This is a genomic window from Sphingobacterium sp., from assembly GCF_032065005.1.
Classification (GTDB): domain Bacteria; phylum Bacteroidota; class Bacteroidia; order Sphingobacteriales; family Sphingobacteriaceae; genus Sphingobacterium.
Genome location: NZ_DAMBMM010000014.1, coordinates 1 through 22,028 on the forward strand (window position 1 = coordinate 1; position 22,028 = coordinate 22,028).

22 protein-coding genes and 1 tRNA gene are annotated in these 22,028 nt (G+C 40.5%); 12 read left to right on the forward strand and 11 right to left on the reverse strand.

The annotated features are described in order from the left end of the window. Positions 1-357: 357 nt before the first annotated feature. From RT138_RS17190 to RT138_RS17200, 3 genes are read right to left on the reverse strand one after another with little or no spacing between them, the layout of a single operon-like run. Positions 358-504 (reverse strand): FeoB-associated Cys-rich membrane protein, encoded by a 147-nt coding sequence (locus RT138_RS17190; RefSeq protein WP_185214192.1) that lies wholly within the window; start codon positions 502-504, stop codon positions 358-360. Next, the gene (gene feoB / locus RT138_RS17195; protein ID WP_313191641.1) at positions 504-2,606 is read right to left on the reverse strand and encodes a ferrous iron transport protein B; all 2,103 of its coding nucleotides are present in this window, start codon (positions 2,604-2,606) and stop codon (positions 504-506) included. Before feoB ends, RT138_RS17190 begins: the two co-directional genes overlap by 1 nt. Continuing rightward, positions 2,606-2,845 (reverse strand): ferrous iron transport protein A, encoded by a 240-nt coding sequence (locus tag RT138_RS17200; protein ID WP_185214194.1) that lies wholly within the window; start codon positions 2,843-2,845, stop codon positions 2,606-2,608. Before RT138_RS17200 ends, feoB begins: the two co-directional genes overlap by 1 nt. Positions 2,846-2,951: 106 nt before the next feature. Here RT138_RS17200 and RT138_RS17205 point away from each other — a divergent pair, with 106 nt between their 5' ends. After that, positions 2,952-3,425, forward strand: coding sequence for a MarR family winged helix-turn-helix transcriptional regulator (locus RT138_RS17205; RefSeq protein ID WP_185214195.1), 474 nt, complete (start codon positions 2,952-2,954; stop codon positions 3,423-3,425). Here the strand turns inward: RT138_RS17205 and RT138_RS17210 are convergent, their stop codons facing one another. Together RT138_RS17210 and RT138_RS17215 are read right to left on the reverse strand one after the other, a co-directional pair. Continuing rightward, positions 3,426-4,262, reverse strand: coding sequence for a ZIP family metal transporter (locus RT138_RS17210; RefSeq protein ID WP_185214196.1), 837 nt, complete (start codon positions 4,260-4,262; stop codon positions 3,426-3,428). It lies immediately after the preceding gene. Continuing rightward, positions 4,259-4,858, reverse strand: coding sequence for a phosphatase PAP2 family protein (locus RT138_RS17215; protein ID WP_185217560.1), 600 nt, complete (start codon positions 4,856-4,858; stop codon positions 4,259-4,261). The genes RT138_RS17210 and RT138_RS17215 overlap by 4 nt, the downstream gene beginning before the upstream one ends. A 191-nt stretch (positions 4,859-5,049) precedes the next feature. Here RT138_RS17215 and glmM point away from each other — a divergent pair, with 191 nt between their 5' ends. The 7 genes from glmM to rpmA all read left to right on the forward strand — a co-directional run bounded on the left by glmM (position 5,050) and on the right by rpmA (position 10,070). Then, complete coding sequence (gene glmM / locus RT138_RS17220) at positions 5,050-6,432, forward strand: phosphoglucosamine mutase (protein WP_313191642.1); 1,383 nt, start codon at positions 5,050-5,052, stop codon at positions 6,430-6,432. 74 nt (positions 6,433-6,506) lie between these two features. Further along, a complete protein-coding gene (locus tag RT138_RS17225) occupies positions 6,507-7,076 on the forward strand; it encodes a hypothetical protein (RefSeq protein WP_313191643.1) in 570 nt (189 codons plus the stop codon). A gap of 138 nt (positions 7,077-7,214) precedes the next feature. Beyond that, positions 7,215-8,105, forward strand: coding sequence for a hypothetical protein (locus RT138_RS17230; protein ID WP_313191644.1), 891 nt, complete (start codon positions 7,215-7,217; stop codon positions 8,103-8,105). A gap of 85 nt (positions 8,106-8,190) precedes the next feature. Further along, positions 8,191-8,694: a sigma-70 family RNA polymerase sigma factor gene (locus tag RT138_RS17235; protein ID WP_313191645.1), complete on the forward strand. Its 504-nt coding sequence runs from the start codon at positions 8,191-8,193 to the stop codon at positions 8,692-8,694. Next, positions 8,684-9,331 (forward strand): hypothetical protein, encoded by a 648-nt coding sequence (locus tag RT138_RS17240; protein WP_313191646.1) that lies wholly within the window; start codon positions 8,684-8,686, stop codon positions 9,329-9,331. The genes RT138_RS17235 and RT138_RS17240 overlap by 11 nt, the downstream gene beginning before the upstream one ends. A gap of 117 nt (positions 9,332-9,448) precedes the next feature. Next, the gene (gene rplU, locus RT138_RS17245) at positions 9,449-9,760 is read left to right on the forward strand and encodes a 50S ribosomal protein L21 (protein WP_099367640.1); all 312 of its coding nucleotides are present in this window, start codon (positions 9,449-9,451) and stop codon (positions 9,758-9,760) included. A 43-nt stretch (positions 9,761-9,803) separates the two neighbouring features. Beyond that, positions 9,804-10,070 carry a 50S ribosomal protein L27 gene (rpmA, locus tag RT138_RS17250; protein WP_094256038.1) on the forward strand — a complete coding sequence of 89 codons (267 nt, stop codon included), beginning with the start codon at positions 9,804-9,806 and terminating at the stop codon, positions 10,068-10,070. 259 nt (positions 10,071-10,329) lie between these two features. Here rpmA and RT138_RS17255 read toward each other — a convergent pair. From RT138_RS17255 to RT138_RS17270, 4 genes are all read right to left on the reverse strand, one after another. Further along, positions 10,330-10,403: transfer RNA gene (locus RT138_RS17255), tRNA-Ala, on the reverse strand. Between the two features lie 36 nt (positions 10,404-10,439). After that, complete coding sequence (locus RT138_RS17260; protein WP_313191647.1) at positions 10,440-12,341, reverse strand: DUF3857 domain-containing protein; 1,902 nt, start codon at positions 12,339-12,341, stop codon at positions 10,440-10,442. Next, positions 12,338-14,308, reverse strand: coding sequence for a DUF3857 and transglutaminase domain-containing protein (locus RT138_RS17265; protein WP_313191648.1), 1,971 nt, complete (start codon positions 14,306-14,308; stop codon positions 12,338-12,340). The genes RT138_RS17260 and RT138_RS17265 overlap by 4 nt, the downstream gene beginning before the upstream one ends. 98 nt (positions 14,309-14,406) lie before the next feature. Next, positions 14,407-16,179 carry an ABC transporter ATP-binding protein gene (locus RT138_RS17270; protein ID WP_313191649.1) on the reverse strand — a complete coding sequence of 591 codons (1,773 nt, stop codon included), beginning with the start codon at positions 16,177-16,179 and terminating at the stop codon, positions 14,407-14,409. A 147-nt stretch (positions 16,180-16,326) separates the two neighbouring features. On the opposite strand from RT138_RS17270, the gene RT138_RS17275 reads away from it, so the two are divergent. Genes RT138_RS17275 through yajC form a run of 4 tightly spaced genes read left to right on the forward strand, consistent with a single transcriptional unit; the run spans position 16,327 to position 19,190 of the window. Further along, entirely contained in the window at positions 16,327-17,397 is a 1,071-nt protein-coding gene (locus RT138_RS17275; RefSeq protein ID WP_313191650.1) for a Glu/Leu/Phe/Val dehydrogenase dimerization domain-containing protein, read from the forward strand. A gap of 48 nt (positions 17,398-17,445) precedes the next feature. Continuing rightward, positions 17,446-18,396: a transcription antitermination factor NusB gene (nusB, locus tag RT138_RS17280; RefSeq protein WP_185214206.1), complete on the forward strand. Its 951-nt coding sequence runs from the start codon at positions 17,446-17,448 to the stop codon at positions 18,394-18,396. 11 nt (positions 18,397-18,407) lie between these two features. Next, the gene (locus RT138_RS17285) at positions 18,408-18,851 is read left to right on the forward strand and encodes a DUF1573 domain-containing protein (protein ID WP_185217554.1); all 444 of its coding nucleotides are present in this window, start codon (positions 18,408-18,410) and stop codon (positions 18,849-18,851) included. A 27-nt stretch (positions 18,852-18,878) separates the two neighbouring features. Then, a complete protein-coding gene (gene yajC / locus RT138_RS17290; protein WP_185214208.1) occupies positions 18,879-19,190 on the forward strand; it encodes a preprotein translocase subunit YajC in 312 nt (103 codons plus the stop codon). A 395-nt stretch (positions 19,191-19,585) separates the two neighbouring features. Here yajC and RT138_RS17295 read toward each other — a convergent pair whose 3' ends face one another. Together RT138_RS17295 and RT138_RS17300 are read right to left on the reverse strand one after the other, a co-directional pair. Then, complete coding sequence (locus RT138_RS17295; RefSeq protein ID WP_313191651.1) at positions 19,586-20,611, reverse strand: PKD domain-containing protein; 1,026 nt, start codon at positions 20,609-20,611, stop codon at positions 19,586-19,588. 29 nt (positions 20,612-20,640) lie between these two features. Next, positions 20,641-22,017: a DUF1735 domain-containing protein gene (locus RT138_RS17300; RefSeq protein WP_313191652.1), complete on the reverse strand. Its 1,377-nt coding sequence runs from the start codon at positions 22,015-22,017 to the stop codon at positions 20,641-20,643. Positions 22,018-22,028 lie beyond the last annotated feature (11 nt).

Sequence of the window (22,028 nt, forward strand, 5' to 3'; positions counted from 1 at the left end):
AATTTGGAAAAAATTTAAAATAAATTTGGAAATAGACACAGTTCATCCCGAAATCATAAGATGAGGGAACTATTTGTTTTCATAATGAATAAATATATAGAGGATTTATTGCAAATATTCCCCCCTCTCTGCGGGTTTGTAAATTTTTCAATGAGAAAATTATCTTGGTCCATCCTCTCATCCCAATTATCCTGGTTCATATCATGACCTTGGTCCATCCTCTCATCCTTACCATCCTGGTTCAAATTACATAGGCGGGCGAATGCAATTCGCCTCTTCAAACAGGAATGTCTATCTCGCCAACGAAAAAAGGCATCCATTTTCGGGATGCCTTTCTATTTGATTTAAGATTTTTTATTAGCTTTTTGGCTTTACTTCTACCGTACAACAACCTTTGCTACATCCTGAGTTTCCTTTTTTCTTGCTGAAAAAGGGTTTAAAGATCACGTACAATGCGTAGATGAAAAGGATAAAGATGATGATGTATTGTATAATTATGCTCATTACTTTAAGATTTGGTAGGCAATAAGCGCCGCAACATAGGCTAAGCCAGTCATGAACAACGTTTGGATCATGGTCCATTTCCATGAACCTGTTTCTTTACGAACTACACCAATGGTTGCCATACATTGCATTGCAAATGCGTAAAATAATAATAACGAAATTCCTGATGCAAAATTGTATGCAGGTTTTCCGGTGTTGCTATTGATCTCCGAACGCATCCGGGTCAATAGGGATCCCTTTTGGGCTTCATCTTCGATGTCTACATCAGGTCCCATGCTGTACACTACGGCCATCGTTCCGACAAAGACCTCGCGTGCCGCGAAGGATGATATCAGACCGATTCCCATCTTCCAGTCATAGCCTAAGGGTCTTACGATAGGTTCGATTCCCATTCCGATGTAACCTAAGAAAGAGTGTTCTAATTTATATGAACCAACTTCTTGCTCCAGCTCATCACCAGAAAGGTTAGGGTTATTTTGTTGCACGATTTCTTCCGCATTGTAGAATTTTTGGTTCGGTCCGAAGTTTCCGAACACCCATAATACGATGGAAATCATCAAGATGATCTTACCTGCTTCAATTAAGAAACCAGAGGCCTTATCCCAAACATTGGTTAGGACATTTTTCCAATCTGGTAGTTTGTATGTCGGTAATTCAAAGATCAGGAAGGAAGAACGTACGCTCTTGATCACTTTGTTTAGGATCCATGCAGAACCTAATGCGCCTACGATCCCTAAGATATACATGATGAATAGGGTGATACCTTGCACGTTAAAGCCCAAATAGGTAGTCTCAGGAATGATCAGTCCGATGATAACGATATAGATCGGTAAGCGTGCGGAACAGGTCATGAATGGAGTTACCAAGATGGTCAACAGCCTTTCTTTGGGGTTTTCGATATTACGGGCAGACATAACGGCCGGAATAGCACAGGCTGCTCCAGACATCAATGGAATGACCGATTTACCGTTTAACCCAAATGGTCTTAGCCAACGGTCCATAATAAATACGACACGGCTCATATAACCAGATTCCTCCATTAAGGAAAGAAATAGGAATAGAATGACAATTTGAGGGAGAAAAATGACGATACCACCAATACCAGCTACGATCCCTTCAATAAACAGGGAAGATAATGGGCCTTCGGGAAGGACCGTGGATAGGTAGGCCGTTAGATCTCCGAAGCTTCCATCAATCCAGTCCATTAACGGTCCGGACCAACTGAATATGGCTTGGAAAATCAACAACAAAAGACCAAAAAAGATAACATAGCCAAGTACAGGGTGCAATAAGATCTTGTCGATCCTGGATGTAGTATCTAAGGTTTGATTTTTGGATTTGATCAATATTTTATCAAGTTCCAGACTGATTTGGTCCTGTCTGAAAAGCGACTCCGTCTTCTGCATCTCGTGCGGATCCAATTGGTGTTTCGCACGGATTGCGGCCAATTCTTCTTGTTGATCTATAGGCAGGTAACTTACGTTTTCCTGAGCTAGATATTGCCAAGTAAGATATTCTGTAGCTAAAGGGAAAAGTTTCTTTGCTTCGTTGAGAGCCTCGCTGTATTTTTCCGGAATCTGGAAGGTGCCTTGATAGAAAGACGGTTTTTCATCCAGGGAACTAATCAGTTTTTCCAGTCCCTTACCGGTACGGGCATTTGTCTGATAGATTTTGGTTTTCAGATAGGCTTCCAGTTTTTGGAAGTCGATCGTTACACCCTTACTTTCCACTTCATCGATCATATTGATCACAAAGATGGCAGGTAGTCCCAGTTCACGCGCCTGTTGGTACAGGATGATCCCTCTTTTCAGGGTTGAGGGTTCTGCTACCACGACGGTAAGGTCAGGACTGAGTTTATTTTCCCGCTGGCTTAATATTTTGAAAACAATTTCCTCATCCAAAGAGTTAGGAAATAGGGTATAGGTACCAGGGAGATCAATGATATGATAAGTCTTGTTGTTTGCTTTTAAAGTTCCTTCTCGTTTTTCTACGGTAATTCCTGGATAGTTACCAACCTTTTGGTTCAGTTTCGTAAGTCTATTGAACAGAGAGGTTTTACCAACATTGGGATTTCCCAGAAGGACAATATTCGGGTCTTTCATTAGATTAATTCTGCAGTGATAAGTTTAGCTTCGGATTTACGGATGGCGATAAGCGCATTGTTTTCAATGACATTGACACAGATAGGTCCACTAAGCGGAGCTTTATGTTTTATTTCAACAATGGAACCAGGGTAAAAGCCTAATTCATAGAATTTTGCAGGGATTTCTGTGGATTGGATTGTGTTAATCTTGGCAAGGTCTCCGATTTTTAATTTATCAAGGCTAATTTTTTGCGGCATTCGACGACAATTTTTTATGTTTTTTGAATAAAAATCAACAATAGCAAAGATAAATAATTAAAATCTTTTAAATTGCGAATTAAGTCACACTAATGTATTATTAAATATGCCGAAGATCGAAGAATTGGTTAAAGTAAAGCAATTCGCAAGTCCTTGGCATCGCGCTACGATCAATATTATTTACACAAACAACTGGTTGAACGTGATGCTGGAGAAGAGAGCGAATGCCAAACAAATCACCTTGCAACAGTTTAACGTGTTGCGCGTCTTACGCGGTCAGTATCCCAATCCTGTTACCAATAATTTGTTGAAGGAGAGGCTGCTAACCAAAACGCCTGATATCAGTAGGTTAGTTGATCGCATCGTAAGTAAGGGCCTAGTTTCTAGGGAAAAGAACAGCGTAGACAAGCGCGCAGTCGATCTATTGATCACCGACAAAGGCTTGGAGCTGCTAGAAGAAATCGAGACTGACATGATGCTGGATGATGTACTTCCAGAAAACATTACTGCCGAAGATTGCTTTAAGCTCAGTGAATTATTGGATAAGTTCAGAGGCCTGATGAATGAGGTCGAGTACTAACTAATGTTCATGATCTGAATGGTCATGGTCATGATGGTCATGATCGTGGGATTCTTCAGTTTGATCTGTAGTACCATGGTTATGATGAGAGTGGTCATGACCTTCAAATAAGAAGTTGGCCATGGAAACCAAAACACCTAATAACACTGCCAACATCTTTTTCTTGTTGAAGGTATGATGATCTGCCGATCCTGATTCGAACAGGATAGTGGTCGAGATGTGTAGGAATATACCGATTACAACCGCCATAATCTTGTCGAAATACTGTGCTATATTTCCGATTTCACCAGCACTGATCCCTTTGCTCGTTACGAATCCCAGTGGAGTCATAGCTGCAAAGATGGCGATAAATACGATAATGGTGGCTTTCTTTAGTCTTGTTCCGATCAATAAGCTTCCCAATGCGAAGGCTGCTGGGATATGGTGGATGGCAATACCAAAGACCAGTTCGTTTCGGTGTCCTGAAGCCAATGGGAATCCCTCAAGGAAGGCATGCAGACATAGACTGATCAGGATAGCAATGGGAAATGCCTGATGGTTATGCCCATCGTTGCTGTGATGGATATGACCGTGCTCAATACCCTGCGAGAAATGTTCCAGAACTAACTGAAACAGGAATCCCCCTAAGATATAGAGTCCAATGATTTCCCCAGGAGTTTGATTGCTGTGGTACACTTCAGGTATCAAGTGCAATACGGTGATGGCAAATAAATAGGCACCACTGAAGGAAAGGACCAATTTCAATAATTGGGTATTGTCTCTTTTGACAAAAAATACTGCAATACCACTTAGTAATGCGGAGAAAAATAGGATGGATACGATCAAGAAACTACTCATGCAGCTGTTGTTGTTGGAATGGGTTTGGGTTCAAAAAACTGAGGATAAAACCTTTTGAATAAATAGCCAGTCCCTAAACCTATGAGTGTCCCCAAGATGGCCCCGCAGAGGATATCCAAGGGGTAGTGAACTCCGACATAGATCTGAGAAAAGGATATGGAAGCCGCCCAAAGGATACATAGCCATAAGGTATGTTTCCATTTGCGACGAAATAATACAATCCAGAAGAACGCCATCGCGAAGTGGTTGGTGGCATGGGAAGAGGTAAAGCTAAACCCAGAACCACAGCGAGCGCGCAAATTAACCTGGTTTTTGAATACTACATCATTACAAGGTCTAACTCGTTTAACCGATTTTTTTATCAAATGCGAAGAGGCGCCATCTGAAATTCCAAAGGTTGCCAATGTGCAGGCAACGATCAAAATTCCGGTCTTTCCGTAATGTTTGATGAAAAAGATGATCAAAAATAAATAAAGCGGGGACCAAGTGTAAGGATTACGTAAGATAGGCAGTAACCAGTCGAAAACAATGTTGCTCAAGCCCTGGTTGATTAATAGAAATAAATCTTGATCGAAATGGATTATTTTCTCTAACATATTTTTGTTGTAGAATGGTCAATTTTCATTAATTAAACCAAATCTAAAAAAATAAGATGTAATACCTTACTTATTATAGTAAACGAAACTAAGTTGCAACAAAGATATGCATAAGAAGGAAAAAAAGAATAAAAATCATTAATAATTATTTTATTCCGTTATTTTTACGAGCATTAATAACATTTATACTTATGGCTTTAATAAAATCTATTTCAGGAATTAGGGGAACAATAGGCGGAAGACCTGGAGATAACCTAACACCTGTTGATATTGTGAAATTTACTGCTGCTTACGGAAAGATCATTACAGAAAATGCAGAGAACAAAACTATTGTCGTAGGCCGAGATGCCCGTATCTCTGGTGAGATGGTTTCTAATCTAGTTATTGGGACCTTGCAGAGTATTGGGGTTAATGTAATCGACCTAGGCTTGTCTACTACGCCTACCGTTGAGATTGCAGTGCCTAAGTTAAAGGCTGCTGGTGGGATTATCCTAACGGCTTCCCACAACCCTGGACAATGGAATGCACTGAAACTGTTGAACGAAAAGGGTGAGTTTATTGATGATGCCAAAGGTAAAGAGGTTTTGGAGTTGGGTGAGAGCCTGAACTTTGATTTTGCTGAGGTAGACCAATTGGGCTCTGTTACTAAAGACGATTCATTTTTACAGAAACATATAGAAGATGTATTGGCGTTGGAATTCGTGGATGTTGAAGCGATTAAGAATGCCAACTTTAAAGTCGCAGTTGATGCAGTGAACAGTACGGGCGGTACCTTTATCCCTGAACTGTTGAAAGCTTTAGGTGTGGAGACGGTTTATAAGATTCATTGTGAACCTAATGGACATTTTCCGCATAACCCTGAGCCTTTGAAAGAGCATTTAACTGATCTTTCTCAAGCTGTGCTTGACAACAAAGCTGATCTTGGAATTGCTGTTGACCCTGATGTGGACCGTTTGGTTTTCATGATGGAAAACGGTGAGCTTTTCGGTGAGGAATATACCTTGGTAGCTGTTTCGGATTTTATTTTGGGACAGAAAAAAGGAAATACGGTTTCTAACCTTTCATCAACCCGTGCATTGAGAGATGTTACGGAGAAACATGGAGGAAAATATTTTGCGGCAGCTGTAGGAGAAGTGAATGTGGTGACCAAGATGAAGGAAGTAGATGCGGTAATCGGTGGCGAGGGTAATGGTGGTGTGATCTATCCGGCATCTCACTATGGACGCGACTCATTGGTTGGGGTAGCTTTGTTCCTGACGCATTTAGCGAAATTAGGTAAGAAGGTTACGGAATACCGTGCTGAGCTTCCGCAGTACTTTATGTCAAAAAATAAGATTACGCTTACTCCTGAATTGGATATCGATAATCTGTTGGCAAAAATGCAAGCAAAATATGCTCACGAACAACATTCTACCATTGATGGACTGAAGATTGATTTCCCGAATGAGTGGGTTCACCTTCGTAAATCCAATACTGAGCCTATCATTCGTATCTATTCGGAAGGACCAACGGCAGAAGCTGCTGAGGCAATCGCTCAAAAAATAATGAACGAAATCCAAGAGATCGTAGGATAAGGGTCTTAAGGGACGAAATAAAAATCCCCCAAAACAGTATTTATTGTTCTGGGGGATTTCTGTTTATTTGCACTATGAAAAACATCAAGCCGATCCTTCTATGCCTATTTTTCTTGAGCTTCCTGAACGTACAGGCTCAAGAGTTTGTAAATATCAAGATCAAGCAGGATTATCAAATATTGACTGCCAAGGATGGAGTATTCAATATCCAGAAAAAACCTTTCAAGTTGGTTTTTCATGTGATGAATACCGATGGTTTTTGCATTGGGTTTACCCAAGATGAAGATATTTATCGTTCTGCAATAGGGGAGGCTGATATGGAAGTCATGTGGTTTGAGAATACGGGCATGGCTGAAAGCCGATTCAATGAGGACCAGACGGTCATGATTTCGGATGAAGCTCCAAGCTATTGGTACTTTACAGCTATCGATGATCATCGTTTTGATAAAAATCCCTACGGAACCCCGCAGGAATGGCTGGCAGAACGCACTGTCAATGCTTTTTATCTGACTGAGTTCAGTGAATCCTTCAAGATGGAAGATATGGTGAGACCAGTTTATGTCGTTGTCTATGAGCCAGTTTATGATGAGGACTACAATTTGATCGATAAAAAGGTGCTTTATCATGCCAAAATCGATATATAGTATTTATTTTCAGGAATTTTTTTTGTTTTTATAGCTATTTGTCTACAACATATTATACTATTTAATAAATTTGGCGATAAATTAAAATGATTTTCGCCAGTGAAGACCCAATTTCGCTTTCTAAGCACACTATTATTGATGTCTGTTTTGTGTCTTTCATCTTGCGAGAAAGCACCAGATTTCCAGAAGCCACTCATCAAAGAGGAAAAGGCTAATATCCAGACCAATACCGGTTTTGTTGATAAAGAAGTTCCTATGGCCTCCGACAACTGGGAGGTGGTTCATGTCAGGAATATTAATCCAACCAAGTATCTATTAGATTCCCGTTTGCAAATCATGCGATTAGGAGGGGTAGGCATCGTGGAAAATTCACAAGGTTTCATCACTTTGGAGAAAAAAGGAAATGACCCTAGAAAGTTATTTATTTCCATGACCGAAAACTTCAGCCCAGAGCCGAGAAGGTTGTTGATTGGAATTAAGGACCAAGAGTCTACCAAGGAAATTGAGATCATCCAAGAGAGAGGTGGCGACTATGAATTGGTGGATAAGATCATTACCGAAAAGACTGATGCACGTAAGGTAACTGTTCTTAAGCTGAACAGTACCATCATTGATAACAAAGCAAGCAATCCCATGACCATTAAAACTCCTATTAAGGAGTACTATAAGAGTGTGGCTGTAGTTTCAGAATTCAGTGCGAACTTTTTCAGTGTATTCGATTGGATCCCTGCACCTGATACCTTGATCAGTATGATCGCATTGGAGCACCAAGGGGTGAAGTACTGGGACGAAAAGGTCAAATATGTCAGAGGAGTACAATCTACTCCTTATATGGCAAATGCCACTCAACCTGTAGATATCATTGTGCCTGCGAATTCCATGAAAACGGTATTTGCTGAAGTTACCGTGATAAACCGTGAATGTGAATTCACTTTTAAGATCAAGAACAAACAAACCGGATATCTGAGCACCTTGAAAGGCCGTTGGAAACAACAGGTGCCTATTAAAGGTGAAATCAAAGTCATCTAACCTAACCTTTCCCTATTTTTTTATTTTTTTCTGTAACGTATTACCATAATCTATACTAACTTATGGAATTGGTAAACTATTGGCTTTGAAAATTAAAGAAAAGGAATTTTTATTAGTTATTGAACAGCACAAAGGCATCCTATATAAACTCTCTAAGATTTATATGGACGATGAATTTGATAGGGAGGACCTCTATCAAGAAATGCTGTACCAGCTATGGAAATCCTATGAAAACTTTAAAGGACAGAGCAAATTTTCTACATGGATGTACCGTGTAGCCTTGAATACGGCATTGGTCTTTGTGAAGAAGGACAAAAGGTCCCCAAAGACGGAAAGTCTGATCGAGGAGCTTGATGTTGTAGATCATTCTGATCATACAGATAAAGAAGAACGCTTAGCTTATTTCTATAGGGCGGTCAAAGAGCTCAATGAGGTGGAAAAGGCCCTGATCTTTCTTTTCTTGGAAGGGTTTTCCCATCGCGAAATTGGGGGGCAGCTGGGTATCTCAGAGGTAAATGCAAGGGTGAAGCTGAATAGAACCAAAGATAAATTACAGGAAATCATTAAAAAACAAGGATATGAATTTTGACGATTTAAAGAAGGCATGGGAAGAGGAAGGAGAAGGGAAAGATTTGAAAGAAGTTCAACTGTCCGTCGAACATGCGAATAACGCCATTGATAAGGTGCGCGCAAATATGAGGCTGGATTTTTACGGGCTGCTCGGGTTAGGGGTATTGGCAATTGTCGGGCTCAGTTATGTAGGTCTGAAGGTTGATATTCAGCCGATCGTCTTTTTTACCATAGTCAGCTTTGCATTCCTGTTCTTCAGTTTGATGTTTTTCTTCTGCTTCAAATTTTACAAGTTTTATAAACGTTCCTATAACCTTAGCTATGATAGCCGGGATAACCTAATGTGGTTCTACTATGAACTGCGGTATTTCATTGATTTCTATCATACCTTTTTCTTTGTAGCATTCGTCATGGGTTTGGCTTCCGGTCTATCAATAGGGTTGATGACCGCGACCTTGGAGATGGATCAGGGCAGTAAAGATGCAATTGGTAGAGCGCTTACCTTTGGGTTCACAGGCAAGCTGATTTATTTTGGGAGTATGGGCACCATAATTGTTGGAGGAACTTTTCTGTTCCGTTGGTTGATCCAAAAGATGTATGGGCGTTATTTGAAGCAAATAAAGCAGACCTTGGATCTATTGAAGCCGGAGGATTAGGTTGATTGAGTTAGGTTAACAAAACAGTATTAAAATAGATGAAATAGTTTTGTTGAAATGAAAAATATATTCTATCTTTGCGACTCATTAAATATTAACAATTTATAATAAATAACAATGTACGCAATAGTAAATATAGCAGGACAGCAATTTAAGGTTGCAAAAGACCAGTACCTTTTTGTACACCGTTTACAAGGAGACGAGGGCGCTAGTATTGAATTTGACAATGTATTGTTAGCAGAAGACGGTGGTAAGTTTACTGTAGGTACGCCAAGTATCTCAGGTGCTAAAGTTTCAGCTACTATTTTGTCACATTTGAAGGGTGAAAAAGTTATCGTTTTCAAGAAAAAACGTCGTAAAGGCTACAAAAAGAAAAACGGTCACCGTCAACACTTCACTAAAATCCAGATCACTGGTATCAGTTTATAATCGAATTTTTAATCTGACGCAAGTCATAAATTAGAATAAAGAAATGGCACACAAAAAAGGTGCGGGTAGTTCCAAGAACGGCCGTGAGTCACACAGTAAGAGATTAGGTATCAAAATTTTCGGTGGTCAACAAGCTATCGCTGGTAACATCATCGTACGTCAACGTGGTACTCAGCACAATCCTGATGCTAACGTTGGTATCGGTAAAGATCATACCTTATACGCTTTAATCGACGGTACAGTAGTTTTCCGTAAAAAAGCAAACAACAAATCTTACGTTTCAGTTCTTCCAGTAGAAGAAAACAACTAAGGTTAGTTTAAAAAAACAAGAAAAGGTCTGTTTGGATTTCCAAACAGACCTTTTCTTGTTTTAGACATAAAGACGCTAGACAGGGCATGGCCACTAAGAAAGTTCTATTTTCTTTTCTTTGTCTATTTTTTTGGATAAAGCTTAAAAGATGGAATGTTCTAAGATCGCAAATGGAAAGATCTAATGTCTTGTGTTTAGTGTCTTAATGTCTAACGAAAGAGGCAGGATCATGCTTGATCCTGCCTCTTTCGTTAGATTGTGGAGAATACCGGATTCGAACCGGTGGCCTCTTGCCTGCCAGGCAAGCGCTCTAGCCAGCTGAGCTAATCCCCCTTAGCGCAGCAAATATACTGGAATTTCCGATATTTCCTATTTCAATGCTAAATTATATTTTGTGCCGTCCGTGATGGATACATCCAACATGAACTTGCTGAAATCCGCATAGCTCGATACAGGGTATTCACCTTCACGGAGTTGCAGCTTTCTATAGCATATCATCTTGCCGTCCCTGATATCCACACGGAACTCATAAGTACCCATCGGGACCTCTAACTTTTTGTTGATGGGGATAATGTTGTTGGAAAGATTCTCCGGTAATTCGATTTCTGTCTCATCGATATCGGTATAGCCCCTTGAGATCCGAACGACGTTCATCCTGTTACGGATATCGGGGATGGAAGCGCTTCGGTTCAGGAAATTCGGGAATACCGTGACATTGTCATTGTTCTTGATAGCAAAGTTCTCTGCTTCAATATTCAGGTCCTCCGTTAGCGAAAGCTTGCCGTTGTTGTTTATGCTATACTTGATGTCCTTGAATTGGATACGGTTGATGTCATATTGCCTAGCCAGCGATTTGATCTGCTCATCCTTGATTTTCTTTACGTTGGGGAAGTGATTTTCAAACTGGAAGCCTGAAAATTCTGTTTTGATCATTCCGCTAATCTTTCCATCGGTATTCAGCTTAAAGGAACTTTTTCTATGTTGTAAGCTCTCATCATAAGGATAGCTGTCAGTCCTTAAGATCTTACCACCGTTTTCGGTCATGGCCAATACCAACCTGTCATCAGTAAAATCGCCTAAATAGCCAAATGGAAGGTCTTGGTTTGTGCATTCCAGCCAAGTGGTATCATTTTGAAACGGTAGACAAAGGATCACATGGTTGCCATCGATGAGGTTTGCAAATTCAGGTTCTATATTCATCTTTCGATTGCCCGCTTCCACGATGCAATAGTAGGAGGGAATATTGACTACATTCAATAATGATTGCATATAGTTTACCAAAGCCTTACAGTCGCCATAGCCTAAGCGGTCTACATCAGATGCAGGAAAAGGTTCCTGTCCACCGATACCAACCTGAACAGAAATATACCTGGTCTTTTTCTGTAGATATTCGTAGAGAGCCTTGGCTTTTTCCTGATCGGTCTTTAGGTCCTTGCAGATCTCCTTAACCTTTGCGGCGGTTGCTGCAGGCAAGTCTCTCTTGTCCTTTAGCAAGGCGCTGTTCAGCCAGTCCCCATAAGATTTCCAGTCATTGGCCTTTCCGGCATGTTTGTAGTATTCAAAAGATTCAGGAACTACAAAAACGCGCATGCCAGTCTCATGCCTATTTGGGCTATAGGGTTCAGAACGAACAGCATTGATATTCTCGATGTCCCAATAGTAGGATTTCTGTTTCCCTTTCATTTCTTCCTTGCCCTCTTTTTTGAGGTTCTTTTTCAAGATCCTCAAGGTATAGTTAGGGTCCGCCAAGATCTCATAACTGCTCTTTTGAACGGAGATATCAACAGCAAAGTCAGGGCGCCAAGAATTGATGGCCAGTGTTTGGTTGTGACGAACCTCATACTCTGTTGCTACTGTATAGGGAAAAGAAGGCAGTGAAGGCGATAAGTGCTTTAATCTGGTGTTAGTGAACATGGTCCCCTCATCAGAAGCGCTATAGTCCTTAAAATCCTTCATGGAATATTTCTTGACAGTCTTTCCATCCGAATCTAAGACCTCCACCTTGATGTTCTTGATCTGTTTGGACTTGTCATAGGACATCGTGATACTGTTGTAGTCTTCACCAGCGCTGTTATGGATGGTAATCACGCGTCGTCCTGTTTCGATCATCTCGCTAGGGCTCTTGATATCGTAGGTCGTATGTTCCTCACGTACTGTTGCCGACGCACGACTCAGCAATTCCTTAGGGATATTGGAAACCTCGTATTGGCCATATGAATCATATTGGCTCAACAGGAGGAAAGCAAGCATAAATCCTATCTTTCTGATCATATCTTCTTGAATTGAAAATCAGTCATTTGTTGTTGGATGATCCTAGAGAAGAATTCTTTCAGGTGAAAGTATTCCTCGGGAGAGAAAATGGCCTTGTTCAGCATGGTTGTTTGCTGCAGCATCAAAATGTTGTTGTCATACAGGGACCTGAAGGTGTATTTAGCTGTACTTTCAGGTAAAGACATGGCAGAATCCTTAGGTTTGTTTGAAATGGTAAAACCAGTTGGAATGCTGATATTGATGTTATAAGTCTCGCTTCTTGGCGCGCCAAAGTCAACATGGTAATTTCTTTCATCCAGTTTGAACGGGTTTTTGCTCATTCTCTCATAGATTATCGGATTCAAGAGGATCCCATCAGGTCTAAAGTTTTCCCTTAGGTCCATTTCAAACTCCAACTGTTCAACAAGAGGTTTTTCCATGTCATCAATATTTTCCACTTTGGAACTCAATAGCCTTAATGATGTTACTTTTTCCATCTGTTTTTCCTCATATTCCTCAAAGCTATTGTAACTGTCTATCTCATTTCTCTTATAAAGAGCGTCTAATCCTGAGTACTGAATACGGATAGTTCCTGTAATCTTGCCTGTGCTGTCCAGTTTTCCAAGAATGTTGTACTGTTTCCTCGAAGATATTTCATTCTTTAACGGAACCCAATCCGAACTGCTTCTCGAAAATATTACCCTGCCGCGGTCATTGATGGAGCTCATGGGCAGTTCACCGAATGGAAGGAACTTTTCAGAAGCGTCCAAAAGGTAATCCTTTCCATCAATCTTAGCCATGCAGATAACTGCATTAAAATCCGTCATCGCTGGAAACAGAAAGTTTGGAATACCATTGTTACGGGTAGAGATTATGACAGGGTAAGCCTCAATATCAGCAGCATTCAATCCCGCTACCAAGCCGAGGTTGATATCGGCAATATTGCCTTTTTTAGTTTCTAAGGCTTTTTTTACTCCTTGTTCAGCAAATTTTCCCAAGACATTATTAAACGTGATGTTTTTCTGGATATAATAGTAAATGGCCTTAGCCTTGTCCAATTTGTTTTCTTTGCTTGCCAATATCCCGGGCATTATATCCTTAAATGCGCCTTTATTTTTAATCTGTCCACCAAATTCTTTTTCCAACATCAGGTCTTGGTCGATATCCGACCAGTTTTTTGCGTAATTGGTATGCGGACCAGTCGGGTCGAGGTAAGTCCTGAGTTCATAATTGATCGACGAAATATAGTTGATAGGAGCCAACATATAATCCTCTTCCTTAAAAGCTGGAACATCCTTCATGATGTAGGTCATTTTCGAACAATCCTGTCTATCACCACCCAAAAGGAAATGCTTGTTCAAAACCGTAGACTTCTGGTCTGATAAGGGCAAATAGCCTTTCAAGTTAGTGTTATAGACAAATGTCGCGGGAATTACTGCAACATATTCACTATGCAGCTTTGGTAGATCCGATTGGAAGTACCATGTCCTGAAGGTCCTTATCCCTGGGGATGAAAGTCTGTAGGAATATTCAATAATGGAGTTGTCTTTAATATTGGGCAGGGTGAATTTTAATTCATGACTATATTGGGAGGTTTTATCGGTGAAGATGGCTTCTTTCTTCAGGTCATCTGTTACGAGTTTGCCATTTTCAAAATTATGGGTTCTACCTTTTAGGTCCCGCACATATTCCATATCAGACCCATACTTATAGAGTGGGATATTGATATTGGCAGAACTAGCACCTTCTTTGTCCAAGATCTTGATCCGAACATGTACGTTGTGGACCACCATCAAGGCTCGGTCGCTTTCGCTGTACTCCAGTTCAGTTCTCCCATGTTCAAATAATACAATTGCATGTGCAGAAGTATCGTTCTGCTTGTGGTCAGTAGAGAATAATGCCAAGTCCAATTTTGGTAAAGGATTGTCTTGAGCGTTCCCCAATAGGCATACACATACCATGCAGAGGCCTAACAACATAGATTTCATAATGATTTGGTAATAATTATAGTCAAATGTAAATATTTTACATCTGATTTAACAATAGGGGAAGGGAATTCTTTGAAAATATTTTCTGAGGATAAATTTTAAGCCTCCAACAATTGTTTTTCGTAGAGGGAGGCGTATTCACCATCCATATTCAGGAGCTGTTCATGGGTACCTTCTTCGATGATTTTTCCATCTTCCAGGACGATGATATGGTCAGCGTTTTTAATGGTCGAGATACGGTGGGCGATGATGATAGAGGTTCTGCCATCCATGATTTTGCCGAGATTATGCAGGATTTCTTCTTCTGTCTTGGTGTCCACGGCTGATAGGCAATCGTCAAACATCAAGATCCTCGGGTCTTTCACCAGTGCCCTTGCAATGGAAACCCTTTGCTTCTGTCCTCCAGAAAGGGTGATTCCACGTTCACCTATATGGGTTTCAAAGCCTTCGTCAAAACCAATGATATTGTCATAAACCACGGCATCCTTAGCAGCCTGCTCCACTTTTGGAGTATCAACTTGGTCCAGACCAAATGCAATGTTTCGGGCAATGGTATCCGAGAAAAGGAAAACCTGTTGCGGTACAAAGCCGATTTGCTCACGCACCGATTTTAGTTCATATTCCTTGATGTTATGTCGGTCATAAAGGATTTCGCCTTGGTCTGCATCAAACATGCGCATCAATAGGTTGGCCAAGGTGGATTTACCCGAACCCGTTCGCCCAATGATGGCCATGGTCTTACCGGCAGGGATATGGAAGCTGACATTGTCAATGGCCTTGATGCCTGTTTCCGGATAGGTGAAAGAGACGTTCTTTAATTCAATATCACCGTGCAGTTCATGGGTCAGTTGACCAGTTGCAATTTCTGATTTGGTATCCAGGAATTCATTGATCCGCTTCTGGGATGCTGCAGCACGTTGGATAAGGGAAGTCACCCAAGCCAAGGACATCGCAGGGAAGGTCAATTGATTGACATAGATAATGAACTCCGCAATATTTCCCGCAGTGATGTTACCAGCATTCACTTCAAGACCACCGATATAGACCGTAATGATGGTACTGAAGCCGATCAAGAAAATAATCAAAGGGAAAAAGACAGCCTGCACCTTAACCAAGTTCAGGTTAATGTCCTTGTAGCGGTCACTTTCCACCTTGAATTTGTCCATTTTGTCCTGCTCGCGGGTATAGGTCTTGATAACGCGGATACCAGAAAAAGTCTCCTGCACAAAGGAAGAAAGTTGCGACAATTGTCGCTGGATCCGTTCACTCCGTCTATTGATTACCTTGTTTACAAACAGGATAATCACCGAAATGATCGGAATGGGCAGTAGGGCATAGGTAGCCAATGTCGCGTTTACATTGTACATGGCATAGATGATCATGATGGACAATACAACCGTATTGATCGCGTACATGATCGCCGGACCTAGGTAGTTTCGGACCTGATTGACATCTTCCGTCGCTCGGTTCATCAGGTCACCCGTGTTATTCCTACGGTAGAAGGCGAAATCTAGCTGCTGATAATGCTGGTAGATTTCATTTTTAATATCATATTCAATATGTCTTGAGGTCAGGATCAGGGTCTGGCGCATCATAAAAAGGAATATTCCTCGTAATAAGGCCAAAACCAGCACGACGATACCAAAAAACAGAAGGGATTTACTGAATACCTCATAGATGATGGATTGCCTATCAAAACCATCGTACAACCGGTACAGGTCGATGTTCTCTTTGACCAAGTCAAAAGCTTCACGGATGACCTGTGCAGGCAGAATTCCGAAGTAATTGGATATAATTACGAATATCACACCTGGGATTACGCGCCAACGATATTTATAGAAAAATTTATTGAGGTATGATAGTTCCTTCATTTGAACAAAAATAATGGATAATTTTCAATAAACTATGCAGTAAAGTTGTGATAATGTCAATAGTTTGCCTTAAATCGAATATTTTAAGGCTTTTGGCTAAAGAACTAAATAATTTGCTAATTTTGTACCTGTTAATTTTGTTTGTTTATGCAAAAAGATTCTACCTCGCTATTTGATTTGATGCGTGTTTCAGACCATCAAAATATTTTCATTTGTAATGATAAGGAAGTTGGTTTGAAAGCTATTGTAGCTATTCATGACACCACTTTAGGACCTGCTATCGGTGGCGTTCGCATGTTGCCCTATGCAACCGAAGCTGAAGCTATCGAAGATGCCTTGCGTCTATCTAAAGCGATCACCTACAAAGCTTCCCTTGCTGGTCTTAACCTAGGTGGAGGTAGTGCCATTATCATTGGCAACAACAGAACCGAAAAATCAGAAGTCTTGATGCGTCGTTTTGGAAGGTTTATCAACGGATTGAATGGAAACTTTATCGCTTCCATCGATGTTGGTACCACTCAAAAAGACCTAGAATACATTCATGCAGAAACTAATTATGTTGCTGGCTTGCCAACTTCATTGAATGGTTCTGGTGATACAACCGTATTTGCCGCTAAAGGTGTTTATTACGGAATCAAAGCGGCTATCAAAGAGCTTTATGGCGATGATAACCTTGCCGGTAGAAAGATCGCAGTGCAAGGGGTAGGTAGTGTAGGAGAGCATTTGGTTTCTCTATTACGTGCTGAGAATGCTAGGGTATATGTTTCCGACATGACCGAAGAGCGTAAGATGAAGATCGCAGCCAAATACAAAGCTGAACCTATTACGTACTCTACAAGCTTTGAATTGGATGCTGATGTTTATGCTCCATGTGCTTTAGGAGGAACCGTTAATCCAGATACAGTTCCGCGTATGCGCTGTAAAATCATTGCTGGTTCTGCAAACAACCAATTGTTGGAAGAGGAAAAAACCGTTCAGTTACTGAAGGAAAACAATATCCTTTACACACCAGATTTCTTAATCAATGCAGGTGCATTGATCAGCTGTTTCTCGGAATTAGAAGGTTATGGTGCTGACCGCACTGATCACCTGATCCGTTACATTTACACAGCAACAAGACACGTTATCCAAAAATCAAAAGAAGAAAATATCTCAACTCATCAGGCCGCTAAAGAATTAGCTGAAAAGCGTATTCAGGACATGAGAAAATTAAAATAATATAGTATAATATCGTTCTTTATTAAATATTCGTTCTTTCAATAAATTATGCTAAATAGAAGACACCTTAGGGTAAAGGTCATGCAGACATTGTATGCCTACAGCTTGTCGGAAGACAAGAACATCGTCAATTTTGAGAAAAGTCTGCTCAAAAGTGTGGAGGAAGTCGATGAAATGTACATCTGGACACTGAATCTCCTAGATGAGGTGGCTGAGTATGTCCTAGTCGATGTGGAAGGAATCGCTAATAAGTGGATCCCAAGCGATAAAGATAAGACCTTTACTTCTACAAAATTAAATAGCAATACCTTCATTGATTCCTTGCGCCAAAACCGTGAGTACCTTGAAAAGGTAAAGCGCTATAAAGTTGATTGGAATTACGATCCAGAAATTGTTCGTTCTATCTTTTCCCAACTCAAGGACTCAGAGGCCTATCTGGAATACCTAAATCTTGAAGACCGTTCTATCTCAGCTGAAAAAGATATCATTAAGTACATCTTCAAAAAGATCATCCTTAAATCACCGGATATCGAGCAAGCCTTAGATGAGCGTTTCATCAATTGGCAAGTGGATAAAGAAGTTCTTCAAGCTATGATTGCCAAGACCTTCAAGAATTTTAGTTCCGAAGTTCCTGCAAAAAACAAATTGGCTGACCTGACACCAAGTTGGTTAGAGGACAAAGATTTTATCATCGATCTATTGAAGTTGACCATCAAATATACAGATGAATACCAAGATATGGTTGCTGCGAAAACAAAGAACTGGGAGTCAGACCGTATCGCTTTGGTAGATAATCTATTGATGCGTATGGCGATCACTGAATTGATCAATTTCCCGACAATTCCTGTAAAAGTAACCATCAACGAATACATCGAACTTTCTAAATCATTCAGTACCTTGAAAAGTAGTACCTTTATCAATGGTATCTTAGATAAAATCCTTGCTGATTTGAATGCACAAAGACGAATCAAAAAAGAAGGTAGGGGATTGATCGCTTAAATCATATTAACATGAAAAAACTTATTTTATCATTTGTTGCAGCAACAGTTCTGTTTGCTTCTTGTAACCAAGAGGGTAAGAAAGCGGATGCTGATGCGCAAAATACTACCGAAACAGTAGCAACTGAAGGAAACGATGGAATCGGAAAAATGCAATTCGAGGAAACCGTTTATGATTTCGGAAAGATCAAAGAAGGCGAAGTGGTTAAGCATGTTTTCAAATTCGAAAACACCGGAACAAGCCCAGTAATCCTTTCCCAAGTTTCAGCAAGCTGTGGCTGTACCACGCCAACATTTACCACGACTCCGGTATTGCCAGGGAAAGTAGGTGAAATCGCTGTGGAATTCAATAGCAGTGGGCAGGTAGGACAACAACAGAAAATAATCACCATTGCTTCCAATGCTGAGGCAAACATCAGCACCGTTCAACTGAAAGGTGAAGTAGAGGCAATCTAATAAGTAACTATAAACTATAATATACAAATGATTTCAACAATTTTATTACAAGTAGGAGGAAGTGGCTTTACACAGTTAATTCCTATGGTATTAATCATTGTGGTTTTCTATTTCTTTATGATTAGACCACAAATGAAAAAGCAAAAAGAACACAAAAAATATATCGAAGAAATTGGTGTAAACTCTAGAGTAGTGACTACTGCTGGAATCCATGGCCGTATCGTTGAAGTAAGTGACAAAACTTTCTTGGTAGACGTAGGTAACGGTGTTAAAATCCGCTTTGACAAAACTGCTATCTCGCTAGAGGCTTCTAAAGCTTTGAATACTGAAGCTAAATAGTATTTAGTAGAAAGTATTTAGTATTTAGACTTTACTATATAGTTTGATCGGTTAATTTAGGTCTTGATCTAGTTCAATCGGTGTCTAAATACTAACTACTAACTACTAAATACTTCAAAAAAATCTCGCTGCATTTCAAAAGATGCAGCGAGATTTTTTTTGGTTTCATTCGAGACATGTTCGAGACATGTTCGGGAAACCTTCGGAAAAGCTTCGGGATTTTCCTTAGATTTTTCTAGCGCATTTTGCGAGTTTTTGCAATGAGTCTTGAATGAGGTCAAACTTAAAATATAATTCCTAAAAAGGGAGGGATAAAAATAAACCTGATTGCATTTTCTGTAAACAGAATCAGCAACCAGGTTTTCACTAACGTATTAAATTCTAATGTGGAATTTCTAATGAGGGAATTCGAGGATACGGACTTCCGAAATCTGGAAGTTGCTTCCTCCATTCAATTCAGTCATGGAGAATTTGTAATAGTTATAGGCCGTGTTATTGGTGAATCTAAAGGTTCTAGACTGCCTTCTTTCCGTGAAGTATTCTGGACCTCTTTCATCAACCACTACCCAAGTCTTACCATCAATGGAGCCTTCTACTTTCCAACGTCTTGGGTCACGGTCTGGCGAGTCATTACCTGAGGTCATGCTATAGCCATTCACGACTTGCGGTGAGTCAAATAGGAACTGCCAGCTCATATTTGGTCCCACACCTCCGACGAATATTTTGGTCGTGATATCACCATCGATCATCTTCTTGGATCCTTCTCCACCATCAGGGCCACCATTGTTCTCATGAGATACAGAGAACATGTTCTCAAAGGTAGTCACATCTTTGATCAGTCCCAATTCGGACACAAAAAGATTCATGAGAGCGACCGATCCTTTTGCGGTCGTCAGCTTTAACTGGATCTCTTTAAAGGTTCCTGGATCAAAGGTAAGGTCAATGGTTTTGTCGGTACTGAGGATCGCTCCTGAGGATTTATATCCATCACGCCATTCCGTTTTGCTCACGGCCATACTGGTCGTAAAGGAAAGGTTCAGTTTGCCTGCACCAAGGGTCTTGGTATTTACCTTGATCAGGTTCGCTGCAGAGATCCGGATCGTCTCTTCACGCTGTGCCCAATAGCCTTCTCCATTTAGTGCTACCATTTTCACGACATAGGTCCCAGTATTCAAAAAGGTATGTGAAGGTGCAGCCACAGAGGACGTACTGTCATCCCCGAAGGACCAACGCGTTTCCATGAAATTGGTTCCCTTGTTGTCGAATTTATAGGTAAAGGGGTCATTGGCATTTGCCAAAGCATAGGTAAAAGCAGCAGTTGGCTTCGGCTCTTTCTCTATGATTTCAGGAACCCCCTGTTCATCCTTTGTACATGCGCTGCTGATCGAAGCCAAGATCAAGCAGAAAAATGCATATTTCATTATTTTCATCGTTCTGATCATTGTAATTGTTAAGGAATTCTAACCATTCTCCATTCCGCCATTTGGAATAAACTACTGCTTCTAGTTCTTTCAATATGTAGCTTGAACTGTTTGTATGCTTTAGGGAATTCAATGTTAAAGCGTTTGGTTTCTGTACGATTATTGAAAACTTCCGTTCTGCGTGTATCCAAAGCTTCCCAAGTGGTTCCATCATTGGATCCATAAAGTACCCATTCTGCTGGATCTCTTTCTTGCGCATCATTTCCTGAAGTGAAGGTATAGGCCCCGATCTTCTGCGGCTCATTATAAACAAGCTTCAATTCTAGGTCTACGAAATCAAACAATAGGAATTTGCTGTTGTAATTGTTGTCAATCAATTTGACAGCATTTTCATTTTGATTATCATTATTTCTGCTGTAAGAATATTCAGCATCGTTGGTCACATCTACTTCAACTACATTTTCTGAATCGATCAGAAGGATACTATAGTTTTTCTGTGGATTAAGCACATGTAGGGTAGGAGCGCTCAGTTCTACAAGAACAGCTAACTTTTTATCCAGATTAGCATTGACTACCGACCATGGAACGTTGATTTCAAGACCTGCAGATTTCGCATTGCTTGCTACCTGTACTTTAGATGGTATGGTATATTGCTCAGGTGTAAGGCCAACCGTATTTGCTGGTAGCTTACCGTCCTTGATCAATTTCGCAATGGTATCAGTCGAGGTTACCACATCCACGGTAAAAGCAGATCCAGGGAAACTGGCCAAGCTAATACCCAATGGTATGGTCAATCCTGAGGAAGAGCTGACATAATTTACTTGGTTTTTCGCTTCTAATATCGCTCCTGCGCCATTGGTTAGGGAAATGAAATGTATGTCTGATTCCGTGATCAGGTCATTGACTTTCAGGATAAGAACACCTGTTGCATTGTTTTTATCAATATTGTTTCCTTTCCCGGCATTGGTAATGCTATAGCCAATGACAATGTTCTTTCCGAAATATTTTTCCACCTCGGTACGGGTTATCGTAACATTGAACACAGCTGAATCTGCTCCGAAATTTACCTTGGTACTGTTTAGTAAAAAGATAGATTCTGGCTTGATAGCAATGTAATTACTGCCTAGGTTCTTGTTTTTGATATGGTCCGCTGCAGCTTTCTGATTCACCGCTAGGTTTACATCAAAAGCTTTAGAAGCGGGCGTGCTCAGTTTGATACTTACCGGAACGGTGATCTGTTCATTGGTTTTCGTAATGCCACCAGCGATGTCCCCCGAACCCACCGTCGTAGCAGAGCCCGGTTTGAGGGAGAAATCCTCCAAGGCTGTATCCTTACATCCGAACAAGACGGAAATACAAAGGATCGGCAGGTATATATTTTTGAATAATTTCAATATGGTTTTCATAATCTATAGGT

Coding starts and splice junctions, on each gene's coding strand:
- RT138_RS17205 (WP_185214195.1), top strand. CDS start 2,952: ATGCCGAAGATCGAAGAATTGGTTAAAGTAAAGCAATTCGCAAGTCCT.
- RT138_RS17300 (WP_313191652.1), bottom strand. CDS start 22,017: ATGAAAACCATATTGAAATTATTCAAAAATATATACCTGCCGATCCTT.
- rplU (WP_099367640.1), top strand. CDS start 9,449: ATGTACGCAATAGTAAATATAGCAGGACAGCAATTTAAGGTTGCAAAA.
- RT138_RS17270 (WP_313191649.1), bottom strand. CDS start 16,179: ATGAAGGAACTATCATACCTCAATAAATTTTTCTATAAATATCGTTGG.
- RT138_RS17275 (WP_313191650.1), top strand. CDS start 16,327: ATGCAAAAAGATTCTACCTCGCTATTTGATTTGATGCGTGTTTCAGAC.
- glmM (WP_313191642.1), top strand. CDS start 5,050: ATGGCTTTAATAAAATCTATTTCAGGAATTAGGGGAACAATAGGCGGA.
- yajC (WP_185214208.1), top strand. CDS start 18,879: ATGATTTCAACAATTTTATTACAAGTAGGAGGAAGTGGCTTTACACAG.
- RT138_RS17225 (WP_313191643.1), top strand. CDS start 6,507: ATGAAAAACATCAAGCCGATCCTTCTATGCCTATTTTTCTTGAGCTTC.
- RT138_RS17200 (WP_185214194.1), bottom strand. CDS start 2,845: ATGCCGCAAAAAATTAGCCTTGATAAATTAAAAATCGGAGACCTTGCC.
- RT138_RS17285 (WP_185217554.1), top strand. CDS start 18,408: ATGAAAAAACTTATTTTATCATTTGTTGCAGCAACAGTTCTGTTTGCT.
- RT138_RS17265 (WP_313191648.1), bottom strand. CDS start 14,308: ATGAAATCTATGTTGTTAGGCCTCTGCATGGTATGTGTATGCCTATTG.
- RT138_RS17260 (WP_313191647.1), bottom strand. CDS start 12,341: ATGATCAGAAAGATAGGATTTATGCTTGCTTTCCTCCTGTTGAGCCAA.
- RT138_RS17215 (WP_185217560.1), bottom strand. CDS start 4,858: ATGTTAGAGAAAATAATCCATTTCGATCAAGATTTATTTCTATTAATC.
- RT138_RS17240 (WP_313191646.1), top strand. CDS start 8,684: ATGAATTTTGACGATTTAAAGAAGGCATGGGAAGAGGAAGGAGAAGGG.
- RT138_RS17190 (WP_185214192.1), bottom strand. CDS start 504: ATGAGCATAATTATACAATACATCATCATCTTTATCCTTTTCATCTAC.
- RT138_RS17295 (WP_313191651.1), bottom strand. CDS start 20,611: ATGAAATATGCATTTTTCTGCTTGATCTTGGCTTCGATCAGCAGCGCA.
- feoB (WP_313191641.1), bottom strand. CDS start 2,606: ATGAAAGACCCGAATATTGTCCTTCTGGGAAATCCCAATGTTGGTAAA.
- nusB (WP_185214206.1), top strand. CDS start 17,446: ATGCTAAATAGAAGACACCTTAGGGTAAAGGTCATGCAGACATTGTAT.
- rpmA (WP_094256038.1), top strand. CDS start 9,804: ATGGCACACAAAAAAGGTGCGGGTAGTTCCAAGAACGGCCGTGAGTCA.
- RT138_RS17210 (WP_185214196.1), bottom strand. CDS start 4,262: ATGAGTAGTTTCTTGATCGTATCCATCCTATTTTTCTCCGCATTACTA.
- RT138_RS17230 (WP_313191644.1), top strand. CDS start 7,215: ATGTCTGTTTTGTGTCTTTCATCTTGCGAGAAAGCACCAGATTTCCAG.